Annotated in this window: 26 protein-coding genes; 12 read left to right on the top strand and 14 right to left on the bottom strand. The window is 70.9% G+C overall.

The features are described 5' to 3' along the window. Position 1 precedes the first annotated feature (1 nt). The 4 genes from AAME72_RS16240 to AAME72_RS16225 are packed head-to-tail and all read right to left on the bottom strand — an operon-like array spanning position 2 to position 3,549. On the bottom strand, positions 2-1,441 hold the full coding sequence (locus tag AAME72_RS16240) for an amidohydrolase (RefSeq protein WP_348787578.1): 1,440 nt from the start codon (positions 1,439-1,441) through the stop codon (positions 2-4). Then, on the bottom strand, positions 1,438-2,076 hold the full coding sequence (locus AAME72_RS16235; RefSeq protein ID WP_348787577.1) for an FMN-binding negative transcriptional regulator: 639 nt from the start codon (positions 2,074-2,076) through the stop codon (positions 1,438-1,440). Before AAME72_RS16235 ends, AAME72_RS16240 begins: the two co-directional genes overlap by 4 nt. Before the next feature lie 10 nt (positions 2,077-2,086). Next, on the bottom strand, positions 2,087-3,061 hold the full coding sequence (locus AAME72_RS16230) for a zinc finger domain-containing protein (RefSeq protein ID WP_348787576.1): 975 nt from the start codon (positions 3,059-3,061) through the stop codon (positions 2,087-2,089). After that, complete coding sequence (locus AAME72_RS16225) at positions 3,061-3,549, bottom strand: ribose-5-phosphate isomerase (RefSeq protein WP_348787575.1); 489 nt, start codon at positions 3,547-3,549, stop codon at positions 3,061-3,063. The genes AAME72_RS16230 and AAME72_RS16225 overlap by 1 nt, the downstream gene beginning before the upstream one ends. Before the next feature lie 104 nt (positions 3,550-3,653). Between AAME72_RS16225 and pepN the strand changes: the two genes are divergently transcribed. The 8 genes from pepN (at position 3,654) to AAME72_RS16185 (ending at position 13,461) form a co-directional block, all read left to right on the top strand. Further along, the gene (gene pepN / locus AAME72_RS16220) at positions 3,654-6,197 is read left to right on the top strand and encodes an aminopeptidase N (protein WP_348787574.1); all 2,544 of its coding nucleotides are present in this window, start codon (positions 3,654-3,656) and stop codon (positions 6,195-6,197) included. A gap of 151 nt (positions 6,198-6,348) precedes the next feature. Continuing rightward, complete coding sequence (locus AAME72_RS16215; RefSeq protein ID WP_348787573.1) at positions 6,349-7,260, top strand: ATP-binding cassette domain-containing protein; 912 nt, start codon at positions 6,349-6,351, stop codon at positions 7,258-7,260. After that, positions 7,257-8,096 carry an ABC transporter permease subunit gene (locus tag AAME72_RS16210; protein WP_348787572.1) on the top strand — a complete coding sequence of 280 codons (840 nt, stop codon included), beginning with the start codon at positions 7,257-7,259 and terminating at the stop codon, positions 8,094-8,096. The genes AAME72_RS16215 and AAME72_RS16210 overlap by 4 nt, the downstream gene beginning before the upstream one ends. A gap of 8 nt (positions 8,097-8,104) precedes the next feature. After that, positions 8,105-9,379 carry a sensor histidine kinase gene (locus AAME72_RS16205; RefSeq protein ID WP_348787571.1) on the top strand — a complete coding sequence of 425 codons (1,275 nt, stop codon included), beginning with the start codon at positions 8,105-8,107 and terminating at the stop codon, positions 9,377-9,379. 26 nt (positions 9,380-9,405) lie between these two features. After that, positions 9,406-10,083 (top strand): response regulator transcription factor, encoded by a 678-nt coding sequence (locus tag AAME72_RS16200; RefSeq protein ID WP_348787570.1) that lies wholly within the window; start codon positions 9,406-9,408, stop codon positions 10,081-10,083. Positions 10,084-10,138: 55 nt separating this feature from the next. Next, positions 10,139-11,350: a mechanosensitive ion channel family protein gene (locus AAME72_RS16195; protein WP_348787569.1), complete on the top strand. Its 1,212-nt coding sequence runs from the start codon at positions 10,139-10,141 to the stop codon at positions 11,348-11,350. 4 nt (positions 11,351-11,354) lie between these two features. Beyond that, positions 11,355-11,759, top strand: coding sequence for a globin (locus AAME72_RS16190; protein ID WP_348787568.1), 405 nt, complete (start codon positions 11,355-11,357; stop codon positions 11,757-11,759). 52 nt (positions 11,760-11,811) lie between these two features. Continuing rightward, positions 11,812-13,461 (top strand): FAD-binding dehydrogenase, encoded by a 1,650-nt coding sequence (locus tag AAME72_RS16185; protein ID WP_348787567.1) that lies wholly within the window; start codon positions 11,812-11,814, stop codon positions 13,459-13,461. Positions 13,462-13,485: 24 nt separating this feature from the next. Here AAME72_RS16185 and AAME72_RS16180 read toward each other — a convergent pair whose 3' ends face one another. Further along, positions 13,486-14,169 carry a hypothetical protein gene (locus AAME72_RS16180; protein WP_348787566.1) on the bottom strand — a complete coding sequence of 228 codons (684 nt, stop codon included), beginning with the start codon at positions 14,167-14,169 and terminating at the stop codon, positions 13,486-13,488. Positions 14,170-14,210: 41 nt separating this feature from the next. On the opposite strand from AAME72_RS16180, the gene AAME72_RS16175 reads away from it, so the two are divergent. Beyond that, complete coding sequence (locus AAME72_RS16175; RefSeq protein ID WP_348787565.1) at positions 14,211-15,083, top strand: acyl-CoA thioesterase II; 873 nt, start codon at positions 14,211-14,213, stop codon at positions 15,081-15,083. Between the two features lie 22 nt (positions 15,084-15,105). Here AAME72_RS16175 and AAME72_RS16170 read toward each other — a convergent pair whose 3' ends face one another. Both AAME72_RS16170 and AAME72_RS16165 read right to left on the bottom strand, forming a co-directional pair. Continuing rightward, positions 15,106-15,801 (bottom strand): zf-HC2 domain-containing protein, encoded by a 696-nt coding sequence (locus AAME72_RS16170; RefSeq protein ID WP_348787564.1) that lies wholly within the window; start codon positions 15,799-15,801, stop codon positions 15,106-15,108. Next, positions 15,798-16,310, bottom strand: a complete 513-nt coding sequence (locus tag AAME72_RS16165) for a sigma-70 family RNA polymerase sigma factor (RefSeq protein WP_348787563.1) — start codon at positions 16,308-16,310, stop codon at positions 15,798-15,800. The genes AAME72_RS16170 and AAME72_RS16165 overlap by 4 nt, the downstream gene beginning before the upstream one ends. A 124-nt stretch (positions 16,311-16,434) precedes the next feature. On the opposite strand from AAME72_RS16165, the gene AAME72_RS16160 reads away from it, so the two are divergent. After that, positions 16,435-16,869, top strand: coding sequence for a Rieske (2Fe-2S) protein (locus AAME72_RS16160; protein WP_348787562.1), 435 nt, complete (start codon positions 16,435-16,437; stop codon positions 16,867-16,869). A gap of 16 nt (positions 16,870-16,885) precedes the next feature. Here the strand turns inward: AAME72_RS16160 and AAME72_RS16155 are convergent, their stop codons facing one another. The 6 genes from AAME72_RS16155 to msrA all read right to left on the bottom strand — a co-directional run bounded on the left by AAME72_RS16155 (position 16,886) and on the right by msrA (position 21,305). Continuing rightward, positions 16,886-17,371: a thioesterase family protein gene (locus AAME72_RS16155; protein WP_348787561.1), complete on the bottom strand. Its 486-nt coding sequence runs from the start codon at positions 17,369-17,371 to the stop codon at positions 16,886-16,888. Between the two features lie 7 nt (positions 17,372-17,378). Beyond that, the gene (gene ettA / locus AAME72_RS16150) at positions 17,379-19,061 is read right to left on the bottom strand and encodes an energy-dependent translational throttle protein EttA (RefSeq protein ID WP_348787560.1); all 1,683 of its coding nucleotides are present in this window, start codon (positions 19,059-19,061) and stop codon (positions 17,379-17,381) included. Positions 19,062-19,159: 98 nt separating this feature from the next. Continuing rightward, entirely contained in the window at positions 19,160-19,612 is a 453-nt protein-coding gene (locus AAME72_RS16145) for a DUF3995 domain-containing protein (protein WP_348787559.1), read from the bottom strand. Positions 19,613-19,623: 11 nt separating this feature from the next. After that, complete coding sequence (locus AAME72_RS16140) at positions 19,624-20,139, bottom strand: hypothetical protein (RefSeq protein ID WP_348787558.1); 516 nt, start codon at positions 20,137-20,139, stop codon at positions 19,624-19,626. A gap of 10 nt (positions 20,140-20,149) precedes the next feature. Beyond that, entirely contained in the window at positions 20,150-20,638 is a 489-nt protein-coding gene (locus tag AAME72_RS16135; RefSeq protein ID WP_348787557.1) for a single-stranded DNA-binding protein, read from the bottom strand. A 139-nt stretch (positions 20,639-20,777) separates the two neighbouring features. Next, positions 20,778-21,305, bottom strand: a complete 528-nt coding sequence (msrA, locus tag AAME72_RS16130; protein ID WP_348787556.1) for a peptide-methionine (S)-S-oxide reductase MsrA — start codon at positions 21,303-21,305, stop codon at positions 20,778-20,780. A 105-nt stretch (positions 21,306-21,410) separates the two neighbouring features. On the opposite strand from msrA, the gene AAME72_RS16125 reads away from it, so the two are divergent. Next, positions 21,411-22,118, top strand: coding sequence for a hypothetical protein (locus tag AAME72_RS16125; protein ID WP_348787555.1), 708 nt, complete (start codon positions 21,411-21,413; stop codon positions 22,116-22,118). Between the two features lie 108 nt (positions 22,119-22,226). Here the strand turns inward: AAME72_RS16125 and nadE are convergent, their stop codons facing one another. After that, a complete protein-coding gene (gene nadE / locus AAME72_RS16120; protein ID WP_348787554.1) occupies positions 22,227-23,069 on the bottom strand; it encodes an ammonia-dependent NAD(+) synthetase in 843 nt (280 codons plus the stop codon). A gap of 75 nt (positions 23,070-23,144) precedes the next feature. Between nadE and AAME72_RS16115 the strand changes: the two genes are divergently transcribed. Continuing rightward, complete coding sequence (locus AAME72_RS16115) at positions 23,145-24,362, top strand: cation:proton antiporter (protein WP_348787553.1); 1,218 nt, start codon at positions 23,145-23,147, stop codon at positions 24,360-24,362. The last annotated feature ends 34 nt before the right edge of the window (positions 24,363-24,396 follow it).

Below are 24,396 nucleotides of genomic sequence, written 5' to 3'. Positions count from 1 at the left end.
GTCACCCGAGCCCGTCGTGCGTGAACCGGCCGGCGAGCAGCGTTGCGGCGACCGGCATACCGCGCAGCTCGTCCGCGGACGCGGCGAACGGGTCGCGCTCGATCACCGCGAGGTCGGCGGGCTCGCCAACGACGATCGCGCTGCGTGAGGAGGCATCGAGCGCCGCATCCACCGGGATCGCGTTCTCGGGGTGCCACGGCTCGCGGCCGTCGCGGCTGCGGAAAACAGCGGCGGAGATCGCGACCCACGGGTCCAGCGGGGCGACCGGCGCGTCGGAACCGAAGGCCAGCCGCGCCCCGGCGCGGAGAAGGCCCGCGAACGGGAATGTGTCCGCGGTCCGTCCCGCCCAGAGCCGGTCGGCGACGTCCCTGTCGTCCATGGCATGCTCGGGCTGGACGCTCGCCGTCACCCCGAGCGCTGCGAAACGCGGGACGTCGTCCGGGTCGATGAGCTGGGCATGCTCGATCCGGCCGCCCGACCCGAGCTCCTGGAATGCGTCGAGGGCGCGGTGGTTCGCCTCGTCGCCGATCGCGTGCACGGCCGGCTCGATCCCGGCGCGCGTCGCCGTGCGCATCCCCTCGATCAGCTCACGCGGAGTGAGGTTCGCGACGCCGTGGTCGCCGTCCGGATAGGGATGGCTGCACAGGGCGGTGCGGGTGTTGAGCGAACCATCGGAGATGACTTTGAACGGGCCGGTCGTCAGTAGGCCGCCGGTCCCCTCGATCGGCGTGCCCGTGCGGAGGCCGAGGGCGACCGCCCGCTCCAGGTCCTCGCGGTAGAAGCCGGCCGCCACGCGCAGGTCGCCCTGTCCGGCGGCGAGCCGCCGCGACCAGGTGTCGATGTTCCAGCCGTACTCGAGGTCGACGATGCCCACGACACCACGCCGGGCGGCGGCCTGTGCCGCGTCGGCCGCCCAGCGGTCGAGCGTCGCCTGGTCGGTGGCGGTCAGCCTGCTCGTGACGGCGAAGCTCGCGTCCTCGCGCAGGACCGCGTCCTCCGACCCCGGCGCGAAGAGACGGGACGCCGCCGTGTTGAGCCACGAGCAGTGCAGGTCGCCGGCGACCAGGACGACGGGACGCTCCCCCGCCGCCTCGTCGAGCAGCCGCCGCGTCGGGATGTCCGGCCAGAGCGCGTCGTGGAAGCCGAAGCCGACGAGGACATCGTCGCCCGGCTGCGCCTCGACGCGCTGCCGCACGAACCGAGCGGCCTCCGCAGCCGAGGAGGCCTGCGAGACGTCCAGCCGACGCGCCGTCTGCGCCCACTGCGTGAAGTGGACGTGCTCGTCCCAGAGGCCGGGGACGACCCACCGGCCGGCGAGGTCGCGGCGCTCGGCGCCGGGCGCATCCAGCCGCTCGCCGACCCCGACGATGCGGCCGCCGTCGACCGCGATCTCGACGGCACAGCCGCCGGGGATGCGCGCTCCGGTCAGCAGCAGGGTCATCGCGCGGTGCGGCGCCGGTCGTGGACGATGCGCATCTCGCGCAGCAGGGCCTCGCTCGCGTAGGGCGAGTCGCCGCCGAGCTCGGTCATGATGCTGTCGACGATGTGGTCGGGACGGTTCTGGCTCATCTTCTGCTTGGCCACGATCTTCGTCGGGGTGAGGCGGAGGCCGACGGTGCCCGAGGAGATCCGCTCGGCGTAGCGCTCGTCCTCGAGGGTGCCGCGCATCCGCCGGGGATCCGGCAGCTCGCGCTCGAAATGGTCGACCAGCCTCTCGAGCACCTGGAGGTTCTCCTCGGCGCTCAGGATCTCCGGCACGCCGGAGAGGTGGACGGCGACGAAGTTCCAGGTGGGAACGGCCGGGTCGGCGTCGTACCAGCTGGAGGAGATGTAGCCGTGCGGCCCCTGCAGGATGACGAGCAGCTCGTGCTCGCCCAGCTCGTGCAGCTGCTCGTCGGGACGCCCGACGTGGCTGACGATGCTGAGCTCCTCGCGGGTGTCGTCGAGGATGACCGGGTAGTGCGAGGCGACGAGACCGGTGGAGGCGTTGCTCACGAAGGTGCCCCACGGGTTCTCGCGGATGATCCGCTCGATCTCGGCGCGGTCGGTGAGAGTGAAGCTCGGGTTCTGACGCATGCGGGGCCCCCTACTTCTGGTCCTTCGGGCACCAGTAGAGCTTGCGGCCGCCGAGCTCCTCCATGACGATGTGCGTTCCGCACACCCGGCACGGCAGGCCCTCGCGCTTGTAGACCCAGTGCCGGTCCTCGCGATTGGCCATGGCGCGGCGGTAGGACTCCGGATCCAGGTCGTCCATCGTCATCATCTGGCCGGTCTCGACGCCGATGCGCAGCAGGTGCACCCAGTCGCGCCAGAGCGCGCGCACCGTGTCCTCCGGCACCTGCTTGCCGGGGGTGTGCGGGTTCTGCCTGGCGCGGAACAGCAGCTCGGCGCGGTAGACGTTGCCGATGCCGCTGACGACGCTCTGATCCATCAGCAGCAGGGCGATCGCCGTCGGCTTCCTGCGGACCTTCGCGACGAAGGCCTCCTCCGCCTCCGGCCCATCGTCGAGCTGCGGGTCCGGGCCGAGCTTGGCGATGACCGCATCCACCTCGGCCGGGTCGAGCACCTCGCACGCCGTCGGCCCGCGCAGGTCGGCGACCGCGGTGTCGGTGAGCAGCCGCACGCGCACCTGGCCGACGGGCTCCGGAGGGAAGTCCGTGATCTCGTCCTCGAGCTTCTCCGACTCGGCCATGCGCAGCCGGGTGCGGCGGGGCGCTCCGATGGAGTGCAGCGAGTTCTCGCCCGCGGAGTCGAACACGGTCCCCGCCTGGTTGGTCTGGCCCATCCGTCCGTTCGCGCTCGCGATCGTCGGGTCGACGCTGATGTCGCCCGCGAAGTCCCACGCGCCGTAGATACCGAGGTGGATGCGCAGCCAGAGCTCGTTGTCGAACTCCAGGAACATCTGCTTGCCGACCGCCTTCGCGGCGGTCATCCGGTGGCCGTCGATGCGCCGAGCATCCTCGGCGAACCGGCCCTGGGGCGAGGAGACCGCCACCTCGTGCCCGACGAAATTGACCGCGAACTGCTTCGCGATGCGGTGGACGGAGTGACCCTCTGGCATCAGCGGTCCACGTTCTTACCCGCGATGTCGCCAGTCGCCTCGTACTCGGCCAGCTGGGCGATGCGGCGCACGTGCCGCTCCTCCAGCGAGAACGGCTCGGCGATGAAGACGTCGATGAAGCGGGTCGCCTCCTCCACCGTGTGCTGCCGTGCACCGATCGAGATGACGTTGGCGTCGTTGTGCTGGCGGGCGAGCTGCGCGGTGCTCTCGTTCCAGACGAGCGCGGCGCGCACCCCGAGCACCTTGTTCGCGGCGATCTGCTCGCCGTTGCCGGAGCCGCCGAACACCACGCCGAGCGCCTCGACGCCCGCCTGCTGGTCGCGCACCACGGCCTTGGCGGCGTTGATGCAGAACGCCGGGTAGTCGTCGATCGGGTCGTACTCGGTCGGACCGTGGTCGACGACCTCGTGACCGGCCGCCGCGAGATGCTCCTGGAGGTGCCTGCTGAAGTCGAGACCAGCGTGATCGGTGGCGATGTGGATGCGCATGTGCTCAGTCTAGGGAAGGCCACCGACCTCCCCGGCCCGACCTCACTAAGGTGGATCGGGTGGACACGATCCACGGCCATTCCGCCTTTCCCAAGGAGTCAGCGTTGCCCGGAGAAAACCTCACCCGCATCGAAGCACAGGAGCGCGCCGCGCTCGTCACGACCCACGAGTACGACGTCGTCCTGGATCTGACGACCGGACCGGAGACCTTCCGCAGCACCACGACGGTTCGCTTCTCCGCCACCGAGGGCGCATCCACCTTCATCGACGCGATCACCCGCACGGTGCACTCGGTCACCCTCAACGGCGTCGAGCTGGACCCGGCCGAGGTGTCAGACGGCGTGCGCATCCGGCTGGAGAGCCTGCAGGCCGAGAACGTGCTGACCGTCGACGCCGACGCGATCTACACGAACACCGGCGAGGGCCTGCACCGCTTCGTGGACCCGGTCGACGGCGAGGTGTACCTCTACTCCCAGTTCGAGGTGCCGGACTCGCGCCGCATGTTCGCGGTGTTCGAGCAGCCGGACCTGAAGGCCCGGTTCCGCTTCACCGTCACCGCTCCCGCGCACTGGGCGGTCGTCAGCAACTCCCCCACGCCGGAGCCGACCGACGCCGGTGACGGGAAGAAGACCTGGGCGTTCGCGCCCACCGCCGTCATCTCCTCCTACATCACCGCGCTCATCGCCGGCCCGTACGAGTCGGTGCACAGCGAGCTGACCAGCCGCGACGGCCGCACCATCCCGCTCGGCGTGTACGCGCGCAAGAGCCTGGCGGAATACCTCGACGCCGACTACATCTTCGAGAAGACGCGCGAGGGCTTCGCGTTCTACGAGGAGAAGTTCGACTACGCGTACCCGTTCGAGAAGTACGACCAGCTGTTCGTGCCGGAGTTCAACGCCGGCGCGATGGAGAACGCGGGCGCGATCACCTTCACCGAGACCTATGTCTTTCGCTCCAAGGTCACCGACGCGATCAAGGAGCGCCGCGTCGTCACCATCCTGCACGAGCTCGCCCACATGTGGTTCGGCGACCTGGTCACCATGAAGTGGTGGAACGACCTCTGGCTGAACGAGTCGTTCGCCGAGTACGCCTCCACCCTCGCCACCGCCGAGGCCACCGAATGGCACGAGGCGTGGACGACCTTCGCCGCGATGGAGAAGAGCTGGGCGTACAAGCAGGACCAGCTGCCATCCACCCACCCGATCGTCGCCACGATCAACGACCTGGAGGACGTGCAGGTCAACTTCGACGGCATCACCTACGCGAAGGGCGCCTCGGTGCTCAAGCAGCTCGTGGCGTGGGTCGGCCAGGACGACTTCCTCGCCGGCGTCGCGCAGTACTTCACGAAGCACGCGCACTCGAACACCGAGCTGAAGGACCTGCTCGTCGAGCTGGAGGCGACAAGCGGCCGCGACCTCACCGACTGGTCGGAGAAGTGGCTGGAGACCGCGGGTGTCAACACGCTCCGCCCGGAGATCGCGGTCGACGCCGACGGGACGATCACCTCCTTCGCCGTGCTGCAGTCGGCTGCCGCCGACTACCCGACCATCCGTCCGCACCGCCTCGCGATCGGCTTCTACAACCTCGTCGACGGCCGGCTGGTCCGCGACAAGCGCGTCGAACTCGACGTCGACGGCGAGCGCACCGAGGTCGCCGAGCTGGTCGGGACGAAGCGCCCGGCGCTCGTCCTCCTGAACGACGACGACCTCGCCTACGCGAAGATCCGCCTGGACGAGGAGTCGCTGGCCGCCGCGGTCGAGCACCTCTCCTCCATCGAGAGCCCGCTCGCGCGCTCGCTGGTCTGGGGCGCAGCCTGGGACGCCACCCGCGACGCCGAGACCCCGGCGAGCGACTACGTGCGCCTGGTGCTCGGCAACATCGCCTCCGAGACCGAGTCCACCACCATCCGCACCACGCTGAACCAGCTCGTTCTGGCAGCGACCTCCTACGTCGCTCCCGAGCGGCAGAAGCAGACCAGCGAGGAGGCGGCCTCCGCGCTGTGGACGCTCGCGCAGCAGGCCGAGGCGGGCAGCGACGCGCAGTTCCAGTTCGTGAAGTTCTTCGCCGCCCTCGCCTCCACCGAGGAGCACGTGCAGGCGATCGCGGCGCTCCGCGACGGCTCGACCCAGCTGCCCGGTCTCACGGTCGACACCGACCTGGCCTGGGAGCTGCTGATCGCGCTCGTCGCCGGCGGCGCGGCGGGCACCGCGGAGATCGACGCGGCGCTCGCGGCGGACAACACCGCCAACGGCGGGCAGTTCGCCGCGCAGGCCCGCGCATCGATCCCGACGCTCGAAGGCAAGCAGGCGGCCTGGGATTCGGTGTTCGGCTCGGACGCTCTGCCGAACACGATCGTCCGCTTCACGGGGATGGGCTTCCAGCGCGCGGCGGACACCTCCGTGCTCGCCGCCTTCGTCGAGCCGTACTTCGCGGCGCTCCAGGAGATCTGGGCCTCGCGCAGCTACAAGATCGCCGAGTACCTGGTCTCCGGGATGTACCCGGCGCCGCTGGCGAACGCGGAGCTCCGCGACGCCACCCGCGCGTGGCTCGACGCCAACCCGGAGCCAGCGGCCCTCCGCCGCCTCGTCGTGGAGAACCTGGCCGGGGTCGAGCGCGCCCTCGCCGCCCAGGCCCGCGACGCCGCGTAACCCGCACCGCGCAACCCGCGAGTACGCAGAAAATCGCACGAAAGCCGCCGAGTACGCAGAGGATCTGCGTACTCGGCGGCGACGTGTGCGGGGCGGGGATGGTACCCGGGGAGGATGTTGCCGGGCGAGCGGCGGCCCTAGGGTCGAAGACATGATCCAACTCGACCGCCTCACCAAGACGTTCGGTTCCAAGACCGCCGTCGACGACATCACGGCGACCATCCAGCCGGGCAAGGTCACCGGCTTCCTCGGCCCGAACGGCGCCGGCAAGTCCACCACCATGCGCATGATCATGGGACTGGACCGCCCGACCCGGGGCGCCGCCACCATCGACGGGAAGCGCTACGCGGACCTGCAGTCCCCGCTCAGCGAGGTCGGCGCCCTGCTCGACGCCAAGGCCGTGCACACCGGTCGCACCGCCTACAACCACCTGCTCGCGATGGCCGCCACCCACGGCATCCCGAAGCGCCGCGTGGAGGAGGTGATCGGCCTCACCGGGCTCGAGTCGGTGGCGGGCAAGCGCGTCGGCGGCTTCTCCCTCGGGATGGGCCAGCGGCTCGGCATCGCCGCCGCCATGCTCGGCGACCCTGCGACGCTCATCCTCGACGAGCCGGTCAACGGCCTCGACCCGGAGGGCGTGCTCTGGGTGCGCCAGTTCGCCCGGCACCTCGCCGGCCAGGGTCGCACCATCTTCCTGTCCTCGCACCTGATGAGCGAGATGGCGCAGACCGCCGATCACATCATCGTGCTCGGCCGCGGCCGCATCCTCGCCGACGCCCCTGTCGAGCAGATCCTGGCCGGCGCCACCCGCGGCGCCGTCCGTGTGCGGACCCCGCAGGTCGATCAGCTCGCCCGCACCATCGCCGGCCCCGACGTCACGATCACCGGCGTCGAGTCCCAGCTGATCGAGGTCACCGGCCTGACCGCCGCCCAGATCGGCGACATGGCCGCGGCCACCGGCGTCGTGCTCCACGAGCTCACCCCCATCAACGCCTCCCTCGAGGAGGCCTACCTCGAACTGACGCAGGACGAGGTCGAATACCACTCGGAGGTCACCCGATGAGCACCGCAACCGCTGCCGTGCAGCAGCACCCGCACTCCTCGCTCGGCCGGCTGAGCTTCCCCCGCGTCGTCCGCTCCGAGTGGATCAAGCTGCGTTCGCTGCGCTCCACGTTCTGGACGCTCGTCGCTGTCGTCGTGATCGTCGTCGGCCTCGCCGCGCTGCTGTCCGCCGTGGTGCCGAACGCGTCCACGCTCGGCGCGCAGGTGCCGCCGGCGCAGCTCGCGGACTTCGTGACGAACACCGCGACCTCGGGCCTCATGTTCGCGCAGCTGGTGGTCGCCGTCCTCGGCGTCCTCGTGATCAGCGGCGAGTTCTCGACCGGCATGATCCGTTCCTCGTTCGCGGCGGTCCCGCGCCGGTTCCCGGTCCTGGCGGCGAAGGCCATCGTGCTCTTCCTCACCTCGTTCATCGTCGGCCTGGTGAGCATCGCCATCTCCTGGGCCATCGCGGTCCCGATGCTGACCGGCAAGGGCTACACGGGCGACCTGTTCACGCAGGACACGCTCTGGGCGATCCTGGGCGCCGCGCTCTACCTCGGCCTCGTCGCAGTGTTTGCGCTCGGCATCGGCACCATCGTGAAGGCGAGCGCAGGCGGCATCGCCGCGGCGCTCGGCGTGCTGTTCCTGCTGCCGATCCTGGCGAGCCTGTTCGGCAACCTGATGAACCAGAAGTGGGTGACCGACGCGTCGCACTACCTCATCAGCAACGCGGGGACCGGCATGTCCGGCGGCACCAACGGGACGCTCGAGCCGTGGGCGAATGTCGTGACCGTCCTGGTCTGGGCGGCCGTCTCGTTCATCCTCGGCGCCATCCTCCTGCAGCGCCGCGACGCTTGACCCCTCCCGTGACCGCTCCGGATCCCGCCCCGGGCGCCCTCGAACTGCCGAGGCCGCCCGGGGCGATCCGTCGGTTCCTGGCGGCGCATCCCGTCGTCGTCGACCTCTTCGTCGCCGGTGTGTACCTGGTGCCGGCGCTCGCCTACGGCGTGCTGATGATGGTCGCGCACCCGAGCGTGACCGTCGCGATCCACCTGATGGTCGCCTCGGTGGCCGGGGCGTCGCTCATCGCACGCCGGGTGCACCCGCGCGCCGTGTTCGCCATCACGGTGAGCGCGCTCGCGGTCAGCGTGTTCCTCGGGCACGATGTGGACTTCGTGCCGGCGATGTTCGCGCTCTACGCCCTCGCGGTCTACCGCTCGGTGCGGTCGGCCTGGATCGGCTACGCGATCACCGCGGGCGTCACGATAACCTCGCTCGCCGCGACGTCGATCCTCGGCGAGCTGTTCGTCATCACGCCGCTGGATGCGGAGGCGGCGCCGTCCGCGTTCGCCGTGCTCTCGCTGTGCGTCGTCGCCGTGCTGCTCGGCGTCAACGTCGGCAACCGGCGCCGCTACCTGCTCGCCCTCATCGACCGCGCCCGGCAGCTCGCCCGCGAGCGCGACCAGCAGGCGGAGATCGCCACCGCCGCCGAGCGCAGCCGGATCGCGAGAGAGATGCACGACATCGTCTCGCACAGCCTGACGGTGATGATCACCCTCGCCGACGGCTCCGCCTCCCTCGCCGAGACCGCCCCCGAGCGGTCCGCGGAGGCGATGCGGATGGTGGCGGAGACTGGGCGCGGCGCGCTCGCCGACATGCGCCGGCTGCTCGGAGTGCTGAGGGCAGGCGAGGGCGACGGCGCGGAGCACGCTCCGCAGCCGGGACTCGGCGAACTGCGCGAGCTCGTCGAGCGGTTCCGCGCAGCCGGGCTCCCGGTGCGGATCACCGTCAGCGGCACCGCTCCGGAGGACGTCGGGCAGCAGCTGACCGTCTTCCGCGTCGTGCAGGAGGCCCTGACCAACGCGTTGCGCTACGCGTCGCTCGCGACGGCGGTCACGGTCCGGATCGCCTTCGGCCATGACCGCACCCGTATCGTTGTGGAGGACGACGCGAGCGTGCGCACCGAGGCGGTCGCCGGTTCCGGCCGCGGCCTGCTCGGACTCCGCGAGCGCGTCGCGCTGTACGGAGGGACGCTCGAGGCCGGTCCCCGCCGGGGCGGCGGCTGGCGGCTCGTCGCCACCTTCGACACCGTCCCACCGCGCAGTGGCGACGATCGCATCCCAGCGGGCCCCGACGCCTGAGACCACATCCGAGGAGACAGACACCCGTGACCGACCCCGCTCCCCTGCGCGTCCTGCTCGTCGACGACCAGGCGCTCGTACGCCTTGGCTTCCGGATGGTGCTGGAGGCCGAGCCCGACCTGACCGTGGTCGGGGAGGCTCCCGACGGCGCCGAGGCCGTGCGGCTCGCGGTCCAGACGCGACCGGACGTGATCCTGATGGACGTGCGGATGCCGTCGATGGACGGCATCGAGGCCACACGCAGGATCGTCGCGGCGAACCCGGAGGCGCGGATCATCATCCTCACCACCTTCGACCTGGACGAGTACGCGTTCGGCGGCCTGCGCGCCGGCGCCAGCGGCTTCCTGCTGAAGGATGCGCGGCCGGCCGAGCTGATCGCGGCGATCCGGGCGGTCGCCGCGGGCGATGCCGCCGTGACCGGCAGGATCACCCGTTCGATGCTCGAGCTCTTCGCCGACCGGCTGCCCGCGGGCGCGTCCGGTACGGCGGCAGGCGGCGACCCCGCCTCCGCCCTCACCCCGCGCGAGCGCGAGATCCTGCTGGCGATGGCGGACGGCCTGACCAACGGCGAGATCGGCGCGAAGTTCTTCCTCACCGAGTCGACGGTGAAGACGCACGTCGGCCGGGTGCTCTCCAAGCTCCAGCTGCGCGATCGCGTGCACGCCGTGATCTTCGCGTACGACAACGGACTCGTCGACCGGTGATCGCGCCCCCGGCCCCAGCCGACGCCAAGGCGCGTCTCGCTAAGATCGCAGCGGTATGAGCATCCTGAAAGCGAACTTCTGGACGGACTTCGGGTCCTGGGCCGCCAGCACGGGATGGACGCTGCTGCACGTCGTCCTGATCATCGTCGGAGCCTTCCTGATCAGCTGGATCCTGCGGGTGATCATCCGGCATGTTGTCAGGCAGATCGTCAGCGGCGTCAAGAAGGGCCAGAGCGTCACCGATACCCAGGCGCTGGTCGCCTCCCCGCTCGCGGCCGTGCGGGTCGTCCAGCGGACGCGGACCCTCGGTTCGGTGCTGAGCAACATCGTCAACGTGGCGGTCGGCATCATCGCCATCGTGCTCGTGTTCGGCGTGGTCGCGCCCGGCGCTGCCGGATCGCTCGCCCTGCTCACGGCGGCGATCGGCGCCGGCCTCGGTTTCGGCGCGCAGAACATCGTTCGCGACGTGCTGAACGGCCTGTTCATGGTCATGGAGGATCAGCTGGGCGTCGGCGACGTCGTGGACCTCGGTCCCGCGACGGGCGTCGTGGAGGCGGTGGGCATCCGCGTCACGCAGGTGCGCGACGTCAACGGAACGCTCTGGTTCGTGCGCAACGGCGAGATCCTCCGGGTCGGCAACCTCTCGCAGGGCTGGTCGCGCGTGATCGTGGACCTGGCGGTGCCGTACGATGCCGACATCGAGGCGGTCCAGAACGCCATGATGGAGGCGGCGACCGCCCTGGCGACAAGCCCGAAGTGGCGCTCGCGCATCCTCGAGAAGCCGGAGCTGTGGGGGCTCGAGTCGGTGTCCGACGAGGCGATGGTCATCCGCATCGTGCTGAAGACGCGCACGACCGCGAAGGACGACGTGTCGCGCGAGCTGCGCCTCCGGCTCAAGCAGGCGGCCGATCAGCTCGGCGTGAAGCTGCCGTCTCTGGAGGCGGTCGTCCTCAGCGGCTTCGACAGCGCGGGCAGCGTCACCGGCGCCAAGCCGCCGCGCACCCGCCCGACGCCGGCCGTTCCGGAGAAGCCGCTCAAGGGCCGCAAGGCGCGAGCGGCGGCCAAGAGCAGGACGTCGGTGCCCGACCCGGGCGCGATCCGCATCCACCCGGCGGTCGAGACGCCGCCTCCCGCGACGCCGAAGCCGCGGACGGCCAAGCCGCCCGTGGCGCCGAAGCCGCCGACGGCCGCGCCGAAACCCGACCAGCCGACCACAGACAAGCCGACCACTGACAAGCCCACCACCGACCAGCCCCCCGCGGAGTGAGACGATGACCATCCCTGTCGGACCGCCGAGCGGGCCGTCCTTCTACGAGCAGGTGGGCGGGCACGAGACCTTCCGGCGCCTGGTCGACGCGTTCTACCGCGGCGTGGCCGACGACCCGGTGATGCGGCCGATGTACCCGGAGGAGGACCTCGGCCCCGCCGCTGAGCGACTGACCCTGTTCCTGGAGCAGTACTGGGGCGGCCCGACCACCTACAGCGAGCAGCGCGGGCACCCCCGGCTGCGGATGCGGCACCAGCCGTTCCGGGTCAACCCGGACGCCCGCGACCGCTGGCTCGCGCACATGCGCACGGCGGTCGACGAGCTCGGCCTGCCGCCTCTGCAGGAGGAGACCCTCTGGAGTTACCTGGAGCGCGCGGCGTTCGCTATGGTCAACACATTCGAGGAGTAACCACCCCCAGCGCCTCTCCCCCGGCGCCGCGACGTGTCGAAGGAGCCACGCCATGATCCACGACCCCGACTGCATCGTCGTGGGAGCTGGCCTCGCCGGCCTGGTCGCCGCGAGCGAGCTGCTCGATGCGGGCAAGCAGGTCACCATTCTCGAGCAGGAGCCCGCCGCATCCCTCGGCGGACAGGCGTGGTGGTCGTTCGGCGGCCTGTTCCTCGTCGATTCGCCGGAGCAGCGCCGGATGGGCGTGCACGACTCGCTGGCGCTTGCCCGCCAGGACTGGTTCGGCAGCGCCGCCTTCGACCGCGACGAGGACCACTGGCCGCGCCGCTGGGCTGAGGCCTACCTGCAGTTCGCCGCGTCCGAGAAGCGCGCCTGGCTGCGCGAGAAGGGCGTCTCGTTCTTCCCCGTCGTCGGCTGGGCGGAGCGCGGCGACGGGACCTCCGGCGGCCACGGCAACTCGGTCCCGCGGTTCCACATCACCTGGGGCACCGGTCCCGGCGTGCTGGAGCCGTTCATCCGCCGGGTGCACGCCGGGCTCGCCACCGGACACGCGCGCATCCAGTACCGGCACCGCGTCGACCGCCTGATCGCGGAGGACGGCCGTGTCACGGGCGTCGCCGGGGCGGTCCTCGCGCCGGACGGCGCCGCGCGGGGCGCAGCGAGCAACCGGGACGTCACCGGCGAGTTCGAGCTGCGCGCGCCCGCCGTGATCGTCGCGAGCGGCGGCATCGGCGGCAACCACGACCTGGTGCGAACGGCCTGGCCGGAGCGGCTCGGCACGCCCCCGGCGTCCATGCTCTCCGGGGTGCCCGCGCACGTGGACGGACGGATGCTCGGCATCGCGGAGTCCGCCGGCGCGCACCTGATCAACGGCGACCGGATGTGGCACTACACCGAGGGCATCCAGAACTGGGATCCGGTGTGGCAGCGGCACGGCATCCGCATCCTCCCCGGTCCCTCCTCGCTGTGGCTGGATGCCCACGGCGATCGGCTGCCCCCGCCCCTCTTCCCCGGCTTCGACACCCTGGGCACGCTGGAGCACCTGCGGCGGACCGGCTCGGACTACAGCTGGTTCATCCTCACGCAGAAGATCATCGAGAAGGAGTTCGCGCTCTCCGGCAGCGAGCAGAACCCCGACCTGACCGGCAAGGACATGAAGCTGCTCGCCAAGCGCGTCGGTCCGGGCGCGCCCGGCCCGGTGGAGGCGTTCAAGGAGAAGGGCGCGGACTTCGTCGTCGCCGACACGCTCGACGACCTGCTCTCGGGCATGCAGCGCCTCTCGGAGGTGCCGCTCGACACGGAGCTGGTCACCCGGCACGTGCGCGAGCGCGACCGCGAGCTCGACAACGACTTCGGCAAGGACCTCCAGCTCGCCGCGATCCGCGGCGCGCGCGCCTACCGCGGCGACAAGCTGATCCGGGTGGCGAGCCCGCACAAGCTCACCGACCCGAAGGCCGGGCCGATGATCGCGGTGAAGCTGCACATCCTCACCCGCAAGAGCCTCGGCGGGATCGAGACGGATCTGGACGCGCGCGTGCTCGGCACGGATGGGGAGCCGATCCCCGGGCTCTACGCGGTGGGCGAGGCGAGCGGCTTCGGGGGCGGCGGCGTGCACGGCTACCGCGCGCTGGAGGGGACGTTCCTCGGCGGCTGCCTGTTCTCCGGGCGGCAGGCGGGACGGGCGGTCGCCCGCGGGGTCTGAGAGCCTCCGAGCGCCCGGACGCTCTCAGCCGCGGAGCGACCAGGCCTGGCGGCGGATCAGGATGTGCCCGCGCGCGGTGGTGAGGCGCGTCCAGGTGCCGGTCTCCAGGATGCTGACCGGCTCGTCCGGGGCGAGGAAGCCGAGGCTCTCCGCCGCGAACGCCGCACCGGCCGGCACGTACTCCAGCCCCTCGATCGGCGTGCCCCAGACCTCGGCGCGCACGCGCTGGACCAGCTGCTCGCCTGTGCCGGACGGGATCGCCTCGGCCACCTCGGCGATGCCGGCCTTCGCCGTCTCCTCGAGCAGCGCCGCCGACGTCTCGCCGACCGGGCGCCAGCCGCCGCGCGGCGGCGAGATGCCCGCCCAGGTGACCGTGGACACCTCGAGAGGGAGCCGCAGGCCCACCTCGCCCTCCGTGCCGTCCGCCTCGGCGGTCTCCCTGGCCCTCGCGAGCCGGTCGAGCAGCGAGCGGATCGGCACGACGGCGTCGAACTCGGCGCCCGCGTCGGTGGCGAAGGTGCGCAGCCCCAGCACGGTCGGCGTCTGATCGAGCAGACCCCGCGCGTAGAGGATCGCGGTGTAGACGGCGAGCACGCCCGATCCTGCGATCAGGCGCACCGACCCTTCCTCGACGCGCGCAGCCCGAGACAGGTAGGTCTGCAGGTCGGCGACGGCGAGGGTGTCCTGGAGTGAAAACGACTGGCTCATCTGACCTCTAAACTACTAGAGAGACCCGCATCGGAGGCACCGTGACCGAGCCCTTGGCTTCCCTGCTCACCGCACTCGATCTGACCGACACCGGCGCACGCACCAGCGAGGACATCTTCACCGGTCCATCCCAGTGGATGCCGCTGGGCCGCGTGTTCGGCGGCCAGGTGCTCGCCCAGTCCATCGTCGCCGCGACGCGCACGGTCTCCGACGAGCGCAGCATCCACTCGATGCACGGCTACTTCCTGCGGCCGGGCGACGTGAACCTGCCGATCACGTTCTCCGTCGACCGCATCCACGACGGCCGGTCGTTCTCCACCCGGCGCACGCAGGCGTACCAGAACGGCCTGCCGATCCTGTCGATGATCGCGTCGTACCAGGACGAGGACGAGGGACTCGAGCACCAGGTGACCATGCCGGAGGGGCTGCCGGAGCCGGACGAGCTGCCCAGCTCGGCGACGACGCTCGAGGACGTGGAGCATCCGGTCGCGCAGTACTGGGCCAGCCAGCGTCCGTTCGACATGCGGCACGTGTCGTCGCCGGTCTACCTGTCGGTGGAGGGCGAGCACGTCGCGCACCAAGCGGTCTGGTTCCGCTCCATCGGCGACCTGCCGGACGACCCCGCGTTGCACCGCGCCGCCCTCGCGTACGCGAGCGACTACACGATCATGGAGCCGGTCATGCGCCGGCACGGCGTCGCCTGGGCAACGCCGGGCCTGAAGGCCGCGAGCCTGGACCACGCGATGTGGTGGCACCGGTTCGCGCGCGTGGACGAGTGGCTGCTCTACGTGCAGGAGTCGCCGAGCGCCAGCGGCGGCCGCGGCCTCTCCCTCGGCAGGATCTTCAGCCGCGACGGCCGGCTGGTCGCGAGCGTGGCGCAGGAGGCGATGGTCCGCGTCCCCGACGCGCGCTGAGCTGCTGCCGTTGCCGCCGCCGCTAGCCGAAGGTGGAGCGGAGCAGGACGGTGCCGTCGCCCGCCGAGCGGATGTCCACCGCGGCGATGTCCGCGAGCGGGACGCTGGTGGTGGCGGTCGGCACCACCGTGCTCCCCTCCTCGGCCGTCCACGTGGAGATCTGCGCCTGGCGCCCGTCGCGGTCGGTGACCACCATCGCGTACGTCCAGGCGCGGCCCTTCTCGCCGGAGCCGACCTCTGCATAGCTGCACCGGGAGTCGATCCTGGTCCCCCACGGCTCCGCCGTGAGCCTCAGGTCGGCCGTGAGGGCGCTGGGCTCGACCTGCTGCATCGCGACAGTGGTCGCCGATGACGTGGATGAGTTCAGGACGCTCGGCAGGACGATCGCGAGCACGCCGACCAGGACGGCCGCCGCGACCGCGGCCACGGTCGCGGTGATCCACCGCGACCGGATGCGACGGCGCCGCGCGGTGTGCAGGAGACTCGGAAGCACCTCCGCGCCGACACCGCCGTCGCTCGGCGGTTCCGCCTCCAGCACGGCGAACGCCAGCTCGCGCGGAACGCGCCCGAGCAGCCCCGGCATCCCGGCCAGCTCGGCGACGGCCTCCCCGCAGCGCTCGCACGTGCGCAGATGCTCCTCGTACGCTCTGCGCTCGGCCGGTGAGAGGGCTCCGAGCACATACGCGGCATCCCAGGTCGCGAACTCGTCGTGGCTCATCGCTCGGTCACTCCTCTCTCCTGCAGGGCGAGCCGCATGGCCCGCAGTCCGTAGTGCAGCCTCGATTTGACGGTGCCTTCCGGGATGTCGAGCTCGCGAGCGATCTCGGCGATCGACCGGCCGCCGTAGTACGCGTGGACGATGACCGCCCTGTGCTCTGCCGAGAGCTCGGCGAGGGCGTCGGAGACCAGCCAGGCGTCGAGCACCGCGTCCGCCTCGTCGGTGGCGGCGGGGCGTTCCGGGAGGGTGTCCGTGCCGTATTCGTGCTGCGCGTGGGCGCTCCGCCTGTCGTCGATGACGATGTTGCGGGCGACCGTGAACAGCCAGGCGCGCGCAGACTGCTGCGACTGGTCGAGGACCGCCGGTCTCCTCCAGGCGCGGAGCAGCGTCTCCTGCACGACGTCATCGGCCATGGCGCGGTCGCCGGTGAGGTGCACGACGTAGCGCCACACGGCCTGTGCGTGCTGGTCGTGCAGTTCGCGCAGCAGTCGCGCGTCCTCGTCCGGCATGTTCACCTCCTGAAGAGACCACGGGATGGGCGGCGAATCGGTTCAGGATCCGCTGGATGAACCTTCGGCCACGCGCCCTCGTGCATACGGTAGGAGAAAGTTCAGCCGACCGGGAGGATCCACGATGACCGAACCCACTCCGATCACGAGGCGCACGGTCGTCCAGCTCGGCGGCGCGACCGCCGCCGGGGCGGGCGCTCTGCTGCTCGCGGCCTGCACGCCGGCCGGATCCGGCCAGGGCTCGGGCGATGCCGGGGGCTCCGGGGGCTCGGCAACGGTCGAGCTGTCGTCGATCCCGGTCGGCGGCGCCGTCTCCGCCTCGCTCGGGTCGACGCCGATCGTGGTGTCGCAGCCGTCGGCGGGCGAGGTCGTGGCGTTCAGCGCCGTGTGCACGCACCAGGGCTGCACCGTGGCGCCCCAGGGCAAGGAGTTCGACTGCCCGTGTCATGGCTCGAAGTTCGACGCGGCCACCGGCGACGTGCTGAACGGGCCGGCCCGGGATCCGCTGAAGAAGCTGAAGGCCGCCGTTTCCGGCGGGACGGTCACCGTCACCGAGTAGCGCTGTCGCGCGCGCGTCAGCCCCGTTTGGTGAACTGGACGGGGTCGTCGAGGTACGGCGTCCACGCTGCGCGCTCGCGCTCGTTGATGCGCCGGGGCCTCTGCGAGGCCGCATCGACGAGGACGATCGTCGTCGCCGCCCGGGAGAACATCGTCTCCGGCTCGGCGCCCTCCGGCGACCAGACCTCGTAGCAGACCTCGAGGCTCGCGCCGCCGAGCCGCCCGAGCCAGAGCTGCACGTCGAGCGGCTGCCGCAGGTACGGGATGGGCGCGAGGTACTCGATCTCCTGGCGCGCGATCAGCGTCAGCGTGTCCGCGCCAGGGCGGCCGTCCAGGACGGCGGTCGTGCCGCCGACCGCCTCCCCGGTGCCGACGGCGTCGTCCGGCGCCCAGAACGCCTCGATGCGCGCCTCCTCGAGGAGGCGCAGCATCGCGGCGTTGTTGACGTGACCGTACGCATCCAGGTCGCTCCAGCGGAGCTTGATCGGGACGTGCAGTCGCATGGCGGCCCTAGTCGCGGGTCAGCTTGCGGTACGCGGAGCGGTGCGGCTTCGCGGCGTCCGGCCCGAGGCGCATCACCTTGTTCTCCTCGTACGCCTCGAAGTTGCCCTCGAACCAGTACCAGTCGGCGGGGTTCTCGTCCGTGCCCTCGTACGCGAGGATGTGCGTGGCGATGCGGTCGAGGAACCACCGGTCGTGGGTGATCACGACGGCGCAGCCGGGGAACTCGAGCAGCGCGTTCTCGAGACTCGAGAGCGTCTCGACGTCGAGGTCGTTGGTCGGCTCGTCGAGGAGCAGGAGGTTCCCGCCCTGCTTCAGGGTGAGCGCCAGGTTCAGCCGGTTGCGCTCGCCGCCGGAGAGCACGCCCGACTTCTTCTGCTGGTCGGGGCCCTTGAACCCGAACGTGGAGACGTAGGCGCGCGAGGGGACCTCGGTCTTGCCCACCTGGATGTAGTCGAGCCCGTCGGACACGACCTCCCAGACGTTCTTGTTCGGGTCGATGCCGCCGCGGGTCTGGTCGACGTAGGAGATCTGCACGGTCTCGCCGACCTTGAGGTCGCCGCCGTCGAGCGGTTCGAGCCCGACGATCGTCTTGAACAGGGTGGTCTTGCCGACGCCGTTCGGGCCGATGACGCCGACGATGCCGTTGCGGGGAAGCGTGAAGCTCAGCCCGTCGATCAGCCTGCGGTCGCCGAAGCCCTTCTCGAGGTTCTTCGCCTCGATGACGACCTGGCCGAGACGCGGCCCCGGCGGGATCTGGATCTCCTCGAAGTCGAGCTTCCTGGTGCGCTCCGCCTCTGCGGCCATCTCTTCGTAGCGAGCCAGACGCGCCTTCGACTTGGCCTGGCGGCCCTTGGAGTTGCTGCGCACCCAGTCGAGCTCCTCGGAGAGGCGCTTGGCGAGCTTCGCGTCCTTCTTGCCCTGGATCTCGAGGCGCTCGCGCTTCTTCTCCAGGTAGGTCGAGTAGTTGCCCTCGTACGGGTAGAGGTGGCCGCGGTCGACCTCGGCGATCCACTCGGCGACGTGGTCGAGGAAGTACCGGTCGTGCGTGACGGCGAGCACGGCGCCGTGGTACTTGGCGAGGTGCTGCTCGAGCCAGAGCACGCTCTCGGCGTCGAGGTGGTTGGTCGGTTCGTCGAGGAGCAGCAGGTCCGGCTTCTGCAGCAGCAGCTTGCAGAGCGCGACGCGACGCTTCTCACCACCGGAGAGGGTGTTCACCGGCCATTCGCCCGGCGGGCAGCGCAGGGCGTCCATCGCCTGCTCGAGCTGCGAGTCGAGGTCCCATGCGTCGGCGGCGTCGATCTGCTCCTGAAGGGTGCCCATCTCGGCGAGCAGGGTATCGAAGTCCGCGTCGGGATCCGCCAGCAGACCGGAGATCTCGTTGAAGCGGTCGACCTTCTGCTTGATGTCGCCGACCCCCTCCTGCACATTCTCGAGGACGGTCTTGTTCTCATCCAGCTGCGGCTCCTGCATGAGGATGCCGACGGTGTAGCCGGGGCTCAGCTTGGCTTCGCCGTTGGAGGGGGTGTCCAGGCCCGCCATGATCTTCAGGATCGTCGACTTACCTGCACCGTTCGGCCCGACGACGCCGATCTTCGCGCCGGGCAGGAACGACATCGTGACGTCGTCCAGGATGACCTTGTCTCCGACCGCCTTGCGGGCGCGGACCATCGAGTAAATGTATTCGGCCACTCTTCTTCCTAAACTCCCTCGAAGTCTTCGGGCCTCACGGGCCCTGTACGAGGATACCGGCTGAACCTCGACACGCAGTCGGGGCCGTATCCGTTCCGCTAGGCGCGATCAGCGCCGCGAGCGCTCACGAGCGCGGCGACTCCGAGCAGGAGGCAGAGCGGCCGGTAGACGATGGCGTCCAGGCGCTGGAACCGCGTCCCCGGGTTCCCGAGACCGAGCATCCGTGCGGCGACGACCCCGCCGGCTGCTGCACGCCCCAGCAACGCCCCGGCCGCCGCGTACCGCGTCAGTCGCGCGAGCCCGCGCTCTCCCCCGGCTCCCGCCGTCGCGGCCGCCGCGACGAGTGCCGGTGCGCCGACGACGACGCAGGCCGACGCGGGCATCCGGACCGCCGACCCGCCGAGGACCGCCTCCGCGAGGGCGTCCGCATCACGCGAAGGCCACGACGACCCCGTCGCCCATACCAGGTGCAGGAGCCCGACCGCTCCGATTCCCGCTCCCGCGACGATCCGCGCAGAGCGGAGCAGTCGCGGGCTCGATGGGGATTTCATGCGTCTTCCCTTCACCAGTCGATGGGCCGCGTGTCGCCGATCAGGCAGGTGCCAGTGGCGAGCACCGGCGTCACCATGCTGCTGTAGCCGCCCGCGTCGGCGCCGTTCTGCCCGATCAGGCAGGTGGAGCCGAGCTTCACGGAGAACTGGATCGAGTTCGCCTTCAGCCCGATCGTGGTCGTGTCCGGGGTGACCTGCATGTCCTTCTTGACGAACCCGGCCGCGACGAGCGCGTCGATGAAGTCGCGGCCGTGCGCGTTCGGGTTCGCGGCGAGCGTCGCCCTGTTGACGCGGTCGAAGAACGGCTTGTTCTGCTGGGCCGTGCCGCCGATGACCAGCGCGGGCGCCGGAGCTGCCGAGGCCGTCGGCGTCGATGTCGCCGTGGCGGTCGCGGTCGCCGTCGGGCGCGGGGCGGCCGGCGACGAACAGCCGGCGAGCGCGATCCCCGAAGCGACCACGATGACCGTGGCGACGGCGCGCACGGCACCGCGCGCTCCGAGGCTGCGCCGCTGTGACGGTGGGGTCATATGTCGCATCCTAGGGGGCGGCTCCTGGAGAATCATGGGGAAGCTGCGGCCCGGGATCCTCCACGGCATCCGGCCCCGCATCGCTCCCAGGATCGCCGCCCGATTCGCTCACCCCATCGCTCACCGGGTCCGTGCCCGAGCCCGCCCGCGGCGAACGCGTAAAGGTGCTGCTCCCCCAGCTCAGGTCGTGGCCGATGCTGTCCGCCTCGATCTCGGCCGTGATGCCCCGGTGTTCGCCCATCCACTCCCGGATGGCGAGCCGCCCAGTGACCAGCACCGGGTCGCCCTTCGCCAGACAGCCGGCGGCGCTCAGGGCCAGACGCCGGAAGGAGCTCACCGTGTACCAGTTGCGCTCGGCGTCCTCCCACGTGCCGGTGTCCCTGTTGAACCGCCTTCGCGTGCTCACCAGGCGGAAGCTCGTGATCGCCACCCCGGCTTGCGTGACGAGGTGGCGCGGATCTGTCGCGATGACGCCGCGAACGGCCACCGACTCGGTCATGGTCTCTCTCCTCTCGCCCCGCCGGCGGCGGGCGCTGAGACCACTCTCGGCGCCGGGCGCGCACTCCGTGGCGCCCACTCCGGATCCGTGGAGAGAACGCGATCCTCCGCGGCCTGTGGAGAAACAGGACCCCGCGCTCTCAGGCGGCGGTGACGTACTCCGCGTACGACGCCCGGATCTTGTTCACCTTGGGCAGCGCGACCGCCAGGCAGTAGCCCTGGCCGGGGTTCTTGGCGAAGAAGTCCTGGTGGTACTCCTCGGCGCGATAGAACGGGCCGAGCGGCTCGATCGTCGTGACGATCCCGCCGTCCCAGTACTCCGCTGCCCGATCGCGCGCCGCCTCGAAGAGCGCCTTCTGCTCGTCGCCGTCGAAGAACATCGCCGATCGGTACTGGGTGCCGACGTCGTTGCCCTGCCGATTCAGCTGGCGCGGATCGTGGAGTGTGAAGAACACGTCGAGGATGACGCTCGGCGGGACGACCTCGGGGTCGAAGGTGACCGCCACCGCCTCCGCGTGACCCGTCGTCCCGGTGCAGACCTCCTCGTAGCTCGGTTCGACGGTCGTGCCACCGGTGTAGCCGGACACGACGTCCTGCACGCCGCGCAGCACCCGGTAGACCGCGTCGAGGCACCAGAAGCACCCGCCGGCGAGGACGAAAGTCTGCATGAGTCGATCCCTTCGATTCGTGTTCCTCCCTATTCTGCGCCCGGGATGCGCGACACAGCGCACGCGGTCCGCGGACCTGCGGCGCCTCGCCGTTACCATCACCGCATGCAGTGGTGGAATGACTTCGTCGATTGGCTCTCCTCGTCGGCCGCGCAGCCCGCGGTCTTCAACGCCGTCGTGCTCGCCGTCGCCGTGATCATCTCCGGATTGATCGCGGCGTGGATCGCACGCGGTGCCCTCCGCGGACTCCTCTCCCGCAGCGACCGTCAGCAGAAGGCCAGCGCCATCGCGGCGCTCGTCGACGCCGCGACCGAGGCCTCCGTCTGGAACTCCCTCACCCCCGCCGAGCAGATCCTCTCGGACCGTGCGGTCGGCCAGGCCGACATCCAGGTGCGGCTGCTTCCGATCAAGGGCGCCGGCATCGCGGCGAACTGGGCGGGGCACCAGCTGGCCGAGATGAAGCGCGCGTCCGCGACCTTCGGCTACCAGCTCGACCCCGCGATCGCGGAATTCCGCGACCGCCTGATCGAGTGGCAGAACAACCCGCGCCGCGCCAGGAAGATCTTCCAGAGCGACCTCGAGCGCTGGCGGTTCGAGAACACCGACGCCGAGCGATCGCTGATCTCGCAGCAGGACGCGTGGGTCGCCCAGCAGCACCACGAGCAGTACACCCCCGTGCCGGCCAACGCCGACGCCCAGGCACAGGTCCCGGCCGCGGCCGCGGCCGAGGACACGGTCGTCTCCCCGTTCACGACGGCGCAGGGCGACGGTTCCGACACCGCGCCGACGCCCCGGCTCGGCCAGCCCGTCTGACGCCGCAGGCGGTCACACCACCCGAGAAGACCCGCACGGCCAGTCGGCCAGCGCACCACGAGAAGGGCGCCGGAACCCCGTTCCGGCGCCCTTCCCGCATGTCCGGGATCAGTCGGTGTAGTCGCCGCGGGTGCGCCACCACGCGTCGAACATGGTCGCGGGCACCCGGCGCTTGTGCTCGGTCGCGAGATACCGCGTCTCGATCGCCGTCGCGACCTCCTCCGCGACATCGCCGCCCTCGAGGAAGGTGTCGATGTCCCGGTAGCTGAGCCCGAGGTTCGCCTCGTCCGTCTGCCCGGGGTCGTGATCGAGCAGGTCCGCCGTCGGCAGCTTCTCGTAGAGCCGGGACGGCGCGTCCAGGTGCTCGAGCAGGGCGCGCCCCTGGCGCTTGGTCAGGCCGCTCAGCGGGAGCACATCCGCACCGCCGTCGCCGTACTTGGTGTAGAAGCCCGTGACCGCCTCGGCCGCATGATCGGTGCCGACCACGAGGAGGCGGCGCTGGCCCGCGATCGCGTACTGCGCCACCATCCGCACGCGGGCCTTCACGTTGCCCTTGGTGAAGTCGGTCATCGCATCCCCGATGGCATCCGTGTATTCGGCGACCACGCCGTCGACACCGCGCTGGATGTTGAAGGTCACGGCGCGCTGCGGACGGATGAACGAGAGCGCGAGCTGCGCATCCTCCTCGTCGTGCTGCACCGCGTACGGCAGCCGAACGGCGATGAACTCCGCGTCCACGCCCTGCTCGGCCAGCCGCTCGACAGCGAGCTGGCAGAGCCGGCCGGCGAGGGATGAGTCCTGACCGCCGCTGATGCCGAGCACGAACCCGGACGCCCCCGTCGCCTTCACGTACTGCACGAGGAAGTCCGTCCGCTTCTCCACCTCGGCCGCCGGGTCGATGGTGGCGGAGACGTTCAGTTCGTCGATGATTCTGGCCTGGAGTTCTCGCATGCGCCAACGATAGCCCGCCGGGATTTCGTCCGTGTGAACTGCCCGGAGACCCGTCCGCGCCACTAGCATGCGGCCATGGAGCACGCTGTCGGCACCATCGTCCTGGTCCCGCTGCTCGCCGTCGGCGCCGCACTGCTGACCTCTGCGGTGGGCAGGGTCGCGAAGATACCGCTGGTCGTCTTCGAGATCGTCCTGGGGCTGATCGCCGGGCCGAGCGTCCTCGGCTGGATCCCCACCTCCGACGCGCTGGACAGCGTCGCGAACTTCGGCCTCGCCTTCCTGTTCTTCATGGCGGGGAACGAGATCGACTTCGCCGCCATCCGCGGCAGGCCGGTGCGGACCGCCTCGCTCGGCTGGCTGATCTCGCTCGTGCTCGGCGTGCTGATCGGGGTGCTCCTCGCGCCGTCGGCGGTCGCGGGCGTCTACGTCGGCATCGCACTGTGCTCCACCGCGCTCGGCACCCTCATGCCGATGCTCCGGGATGCCGGCGAGCTGAAGTCGCCGTTCGGCCGCGCCGTCACCGCCGTCGGGGCGGTCGGCGAGTTCGGGCCGCTGCTGGCGATCTCGCTGTTCCTGAGCGGTCGCAAGCCGCTCGCCGCGGCGCTCGTCCTCATCGGCTTCGCCGTGATCGCGGGGGCCGCGATCTGGTTCGCCTCGCGGGGACCGCACGAGGGCTTCCATCGGCTGGTCCGCGCGACGCTGCACACCAGCGGGCAGTTCGCGATCCGCTTCGTTGTGCTCGTGATCGCCGGCCTCGTGGGGCTCAGCATCGCCTTCGGCCTGGACATGCTGCTCGGCGCGTTCGCCGCCGGAGTCCTCTGCCGGGTCCTGCTCTCGGGGGCGGCGGAGCCGGACGCCCGCCTGATCGAGACGAAGCTGGAGGCGGTCGCGTTCGGGGTGCTCGTGCCGGTGTTCTTCATCAACACCGGCATCACGTTCGACCTGCGCGCGCTGCTCGGAGACCCGCACGCTCTGCTGCTGCTCCCGGTGTTCCTGGTGCTCCTCCTGGTGGTGCGCGGCCTCCCCGGCTCCCTCGCCACCCCGCGCGGATCGACGTTCGCGGACCGCGCATCCATGACGCTGTTCAGCGCGACCGGGCTGCCGATCATCGTCGCGGTGACCAACATCGGCCTCAGGGAGCACGACCTGAGCGCAGGCACGGCGACCGCGCTGGTCGGGGCAGGGATGCTCTCGGTCCTGCTGTTCCCGCTGATCGCCCTGGTGCTGCGCCGCCGATCCGCCGACGGCGGGCTGCGTCCACCGGATCCCGATCGCGTCCCGATCGTCGGCTGACCGCCGGACGCGGCAGCGCGGTCGGCGTGGCGTC

The organism is Leifsonia sp. NPDC080035 (assembly GCF_040050925.1).
Lineage (GTDB): Bacteria > Actinomycetota > Actinomycetes > Actinomycetales > Microbacteriaceae > Leifsonia.
The sequence above is the reverse complement of the archived record's forward strand: the minus strand, read 5'-3'. Positions and strand labels throughout refer to the sequence as shown.

Excerpts from the sequence above, each read along its gene's own strand:
- AAME72_RS16155 (WP_348787561.1), bottom strand. The coding sequence starts at position 17,371 with ATGCGACTGCACGTCCCGATCAAGCTCCGCTGGAGCGACCTGGATGCG.
- AAME72_RS16135 (WP_348787557.1), bottom strand. The coding sequence starts at position 20,638 with ATGACCGAGTCGGTGGCCGTTCGCGGCGTCATCGCGACAGATCCGCGC.
- AAME72_RS16185 (WP_348787567.1), top strand. The coding sequence starts at position 11,812 with ATGATCCACGACCCCGACTGCATCGTCGTGGGAGCTGGCCTCGCCGGC.
- AAME72_RS16235 (WP_348787577.1), bottom strand. The coding sequence starts at position 2,076 with ATGCGTCAGAACCCGAGCTTCACTCTCACCGACCGCGCCGAGATCGAG.
- AAME72_RS16115 (WP_348787553.1), top strand. The coding sequence starts at position 23,145 with ATGGAGCACGCTGTCGGCACCATCGTCCTGGTCCCGCTGCTCGCCGTC.
- AAME72_RS16145 (WP_348787559.1), bottom strand. The coding sequence starts at position 19,612 with ATGAAATCCCCATCGAGCCCGCGACTGCTCCGCTCTGCGCGGATCGTC.
- AAME72_RS16215 (WP_348787573.1), top strand. The coding sequence starts at position 6,349 with ATGATCCAACTCGACCGCCTCACCAAGACGTTCGGTTCCAAGACCGCC.
- nadE (WP_348787554.1), bottom strand. The coding sequence starts at position 23,069 with ATGCGAGAACTCCAGGCCAGAATCATCGACGAACTGAACGTCTCCGCC.
- AAME72_RS16125 (WP_348787555.1), top strand. The coding sequence starts at position 21,411 with ATGCAGTGGTGGAATGACTTCGTCGATTGGCTCTCCTCGTCGGCCGCG.
- AAME72_RS16195 (WP_348787569.1), top strand. The coding sequence starts at position 10,139 with ATGAGCATCCTGAAAGCGAACTTCTGGACGGACTTCGGGTCCTGGGCC.
- AAME72_RS16170 (WP_348787564.1), bottom strand. The coding sequence starts at position 15,801 with ATGAGCCACGACGAGTTCGCGACCTGGGATGCCGCGTATGTGCTCGGA.
- AAME72_RS16190 (WP_348787568.1), top strand. The coding sequence starts at position 11,355 with ATGACCATCCCTGTCGGACCGCCGAGCGGGCCGTCCTTCTACGAGCAG.
- AAME72_RS16225 (WP_348787575.1), bottom strand. The coding sequence starts at position 3,549 with ATGCGCATCCACATCGCCACCGATCACGCTGGTCTCGACTTCAGCAGG.
- AAME72_RS16140 (WP_348787558.1), bottom strand. The coding sequence starts at position 20,139 with ATGACCCCACCGTCACAGCGGCGCAGCCTCGGAGCGCGCGGTGCCGTG.
- AAME72_RS16210 (WP_348787572.1), top strand. The coding sequence starts at position 7,257 with ATGAGCACCGCAACCGCTGCCGTGCAGCAGCACCCGCACTCCTCGCTC.
- AAME72_RS16180 (WP_348787566.1), bottom strand. The coding sequence starts at position 14,169 with ATGAGCCAGTCGTTTTCACTCCAGGACACCCTCGCCGTCGCCGACCTG.
- AAME72_RS16240 (WP_348787578.1), bottom strand. The coding sequence starts at position 1,441 with ATGACCCTGCTGCTGACCGGAGCGCGCATCCCCGGCGGCTGTGCCGTC.
- AAME72_RS16230 (WP_348787576.1), bottom strand. The coding sequence starts at position 3,061 with ATGCCAGAGGGTCACTCCGTCCACCGCATCGCGAAGCAGTTCGCGGTC.
- AAME72_RS16160 (WP_348787562.1), top strand. The coding sequence starts at position 16,435 with ATGACCGAACCCACTCCGATCACGAGGCGCACGGTCGTCCAGCTCGGC.
- AAME72_RS16165 (WP_348787563.1), bottom strand. The coding sequence starts at position 16,310 with ATGCCGGACGAGGACGCGCGACTGCTGCGCGAACTGCACGACCAGCAC.
- msrA (WP_348787556.1), bottom strand. The coding sequence starts at position 21,305 with ATGCAGACTTTCGTCCTCGCCGGCGGGTGCTTCTGGTGCCTCGACGCG.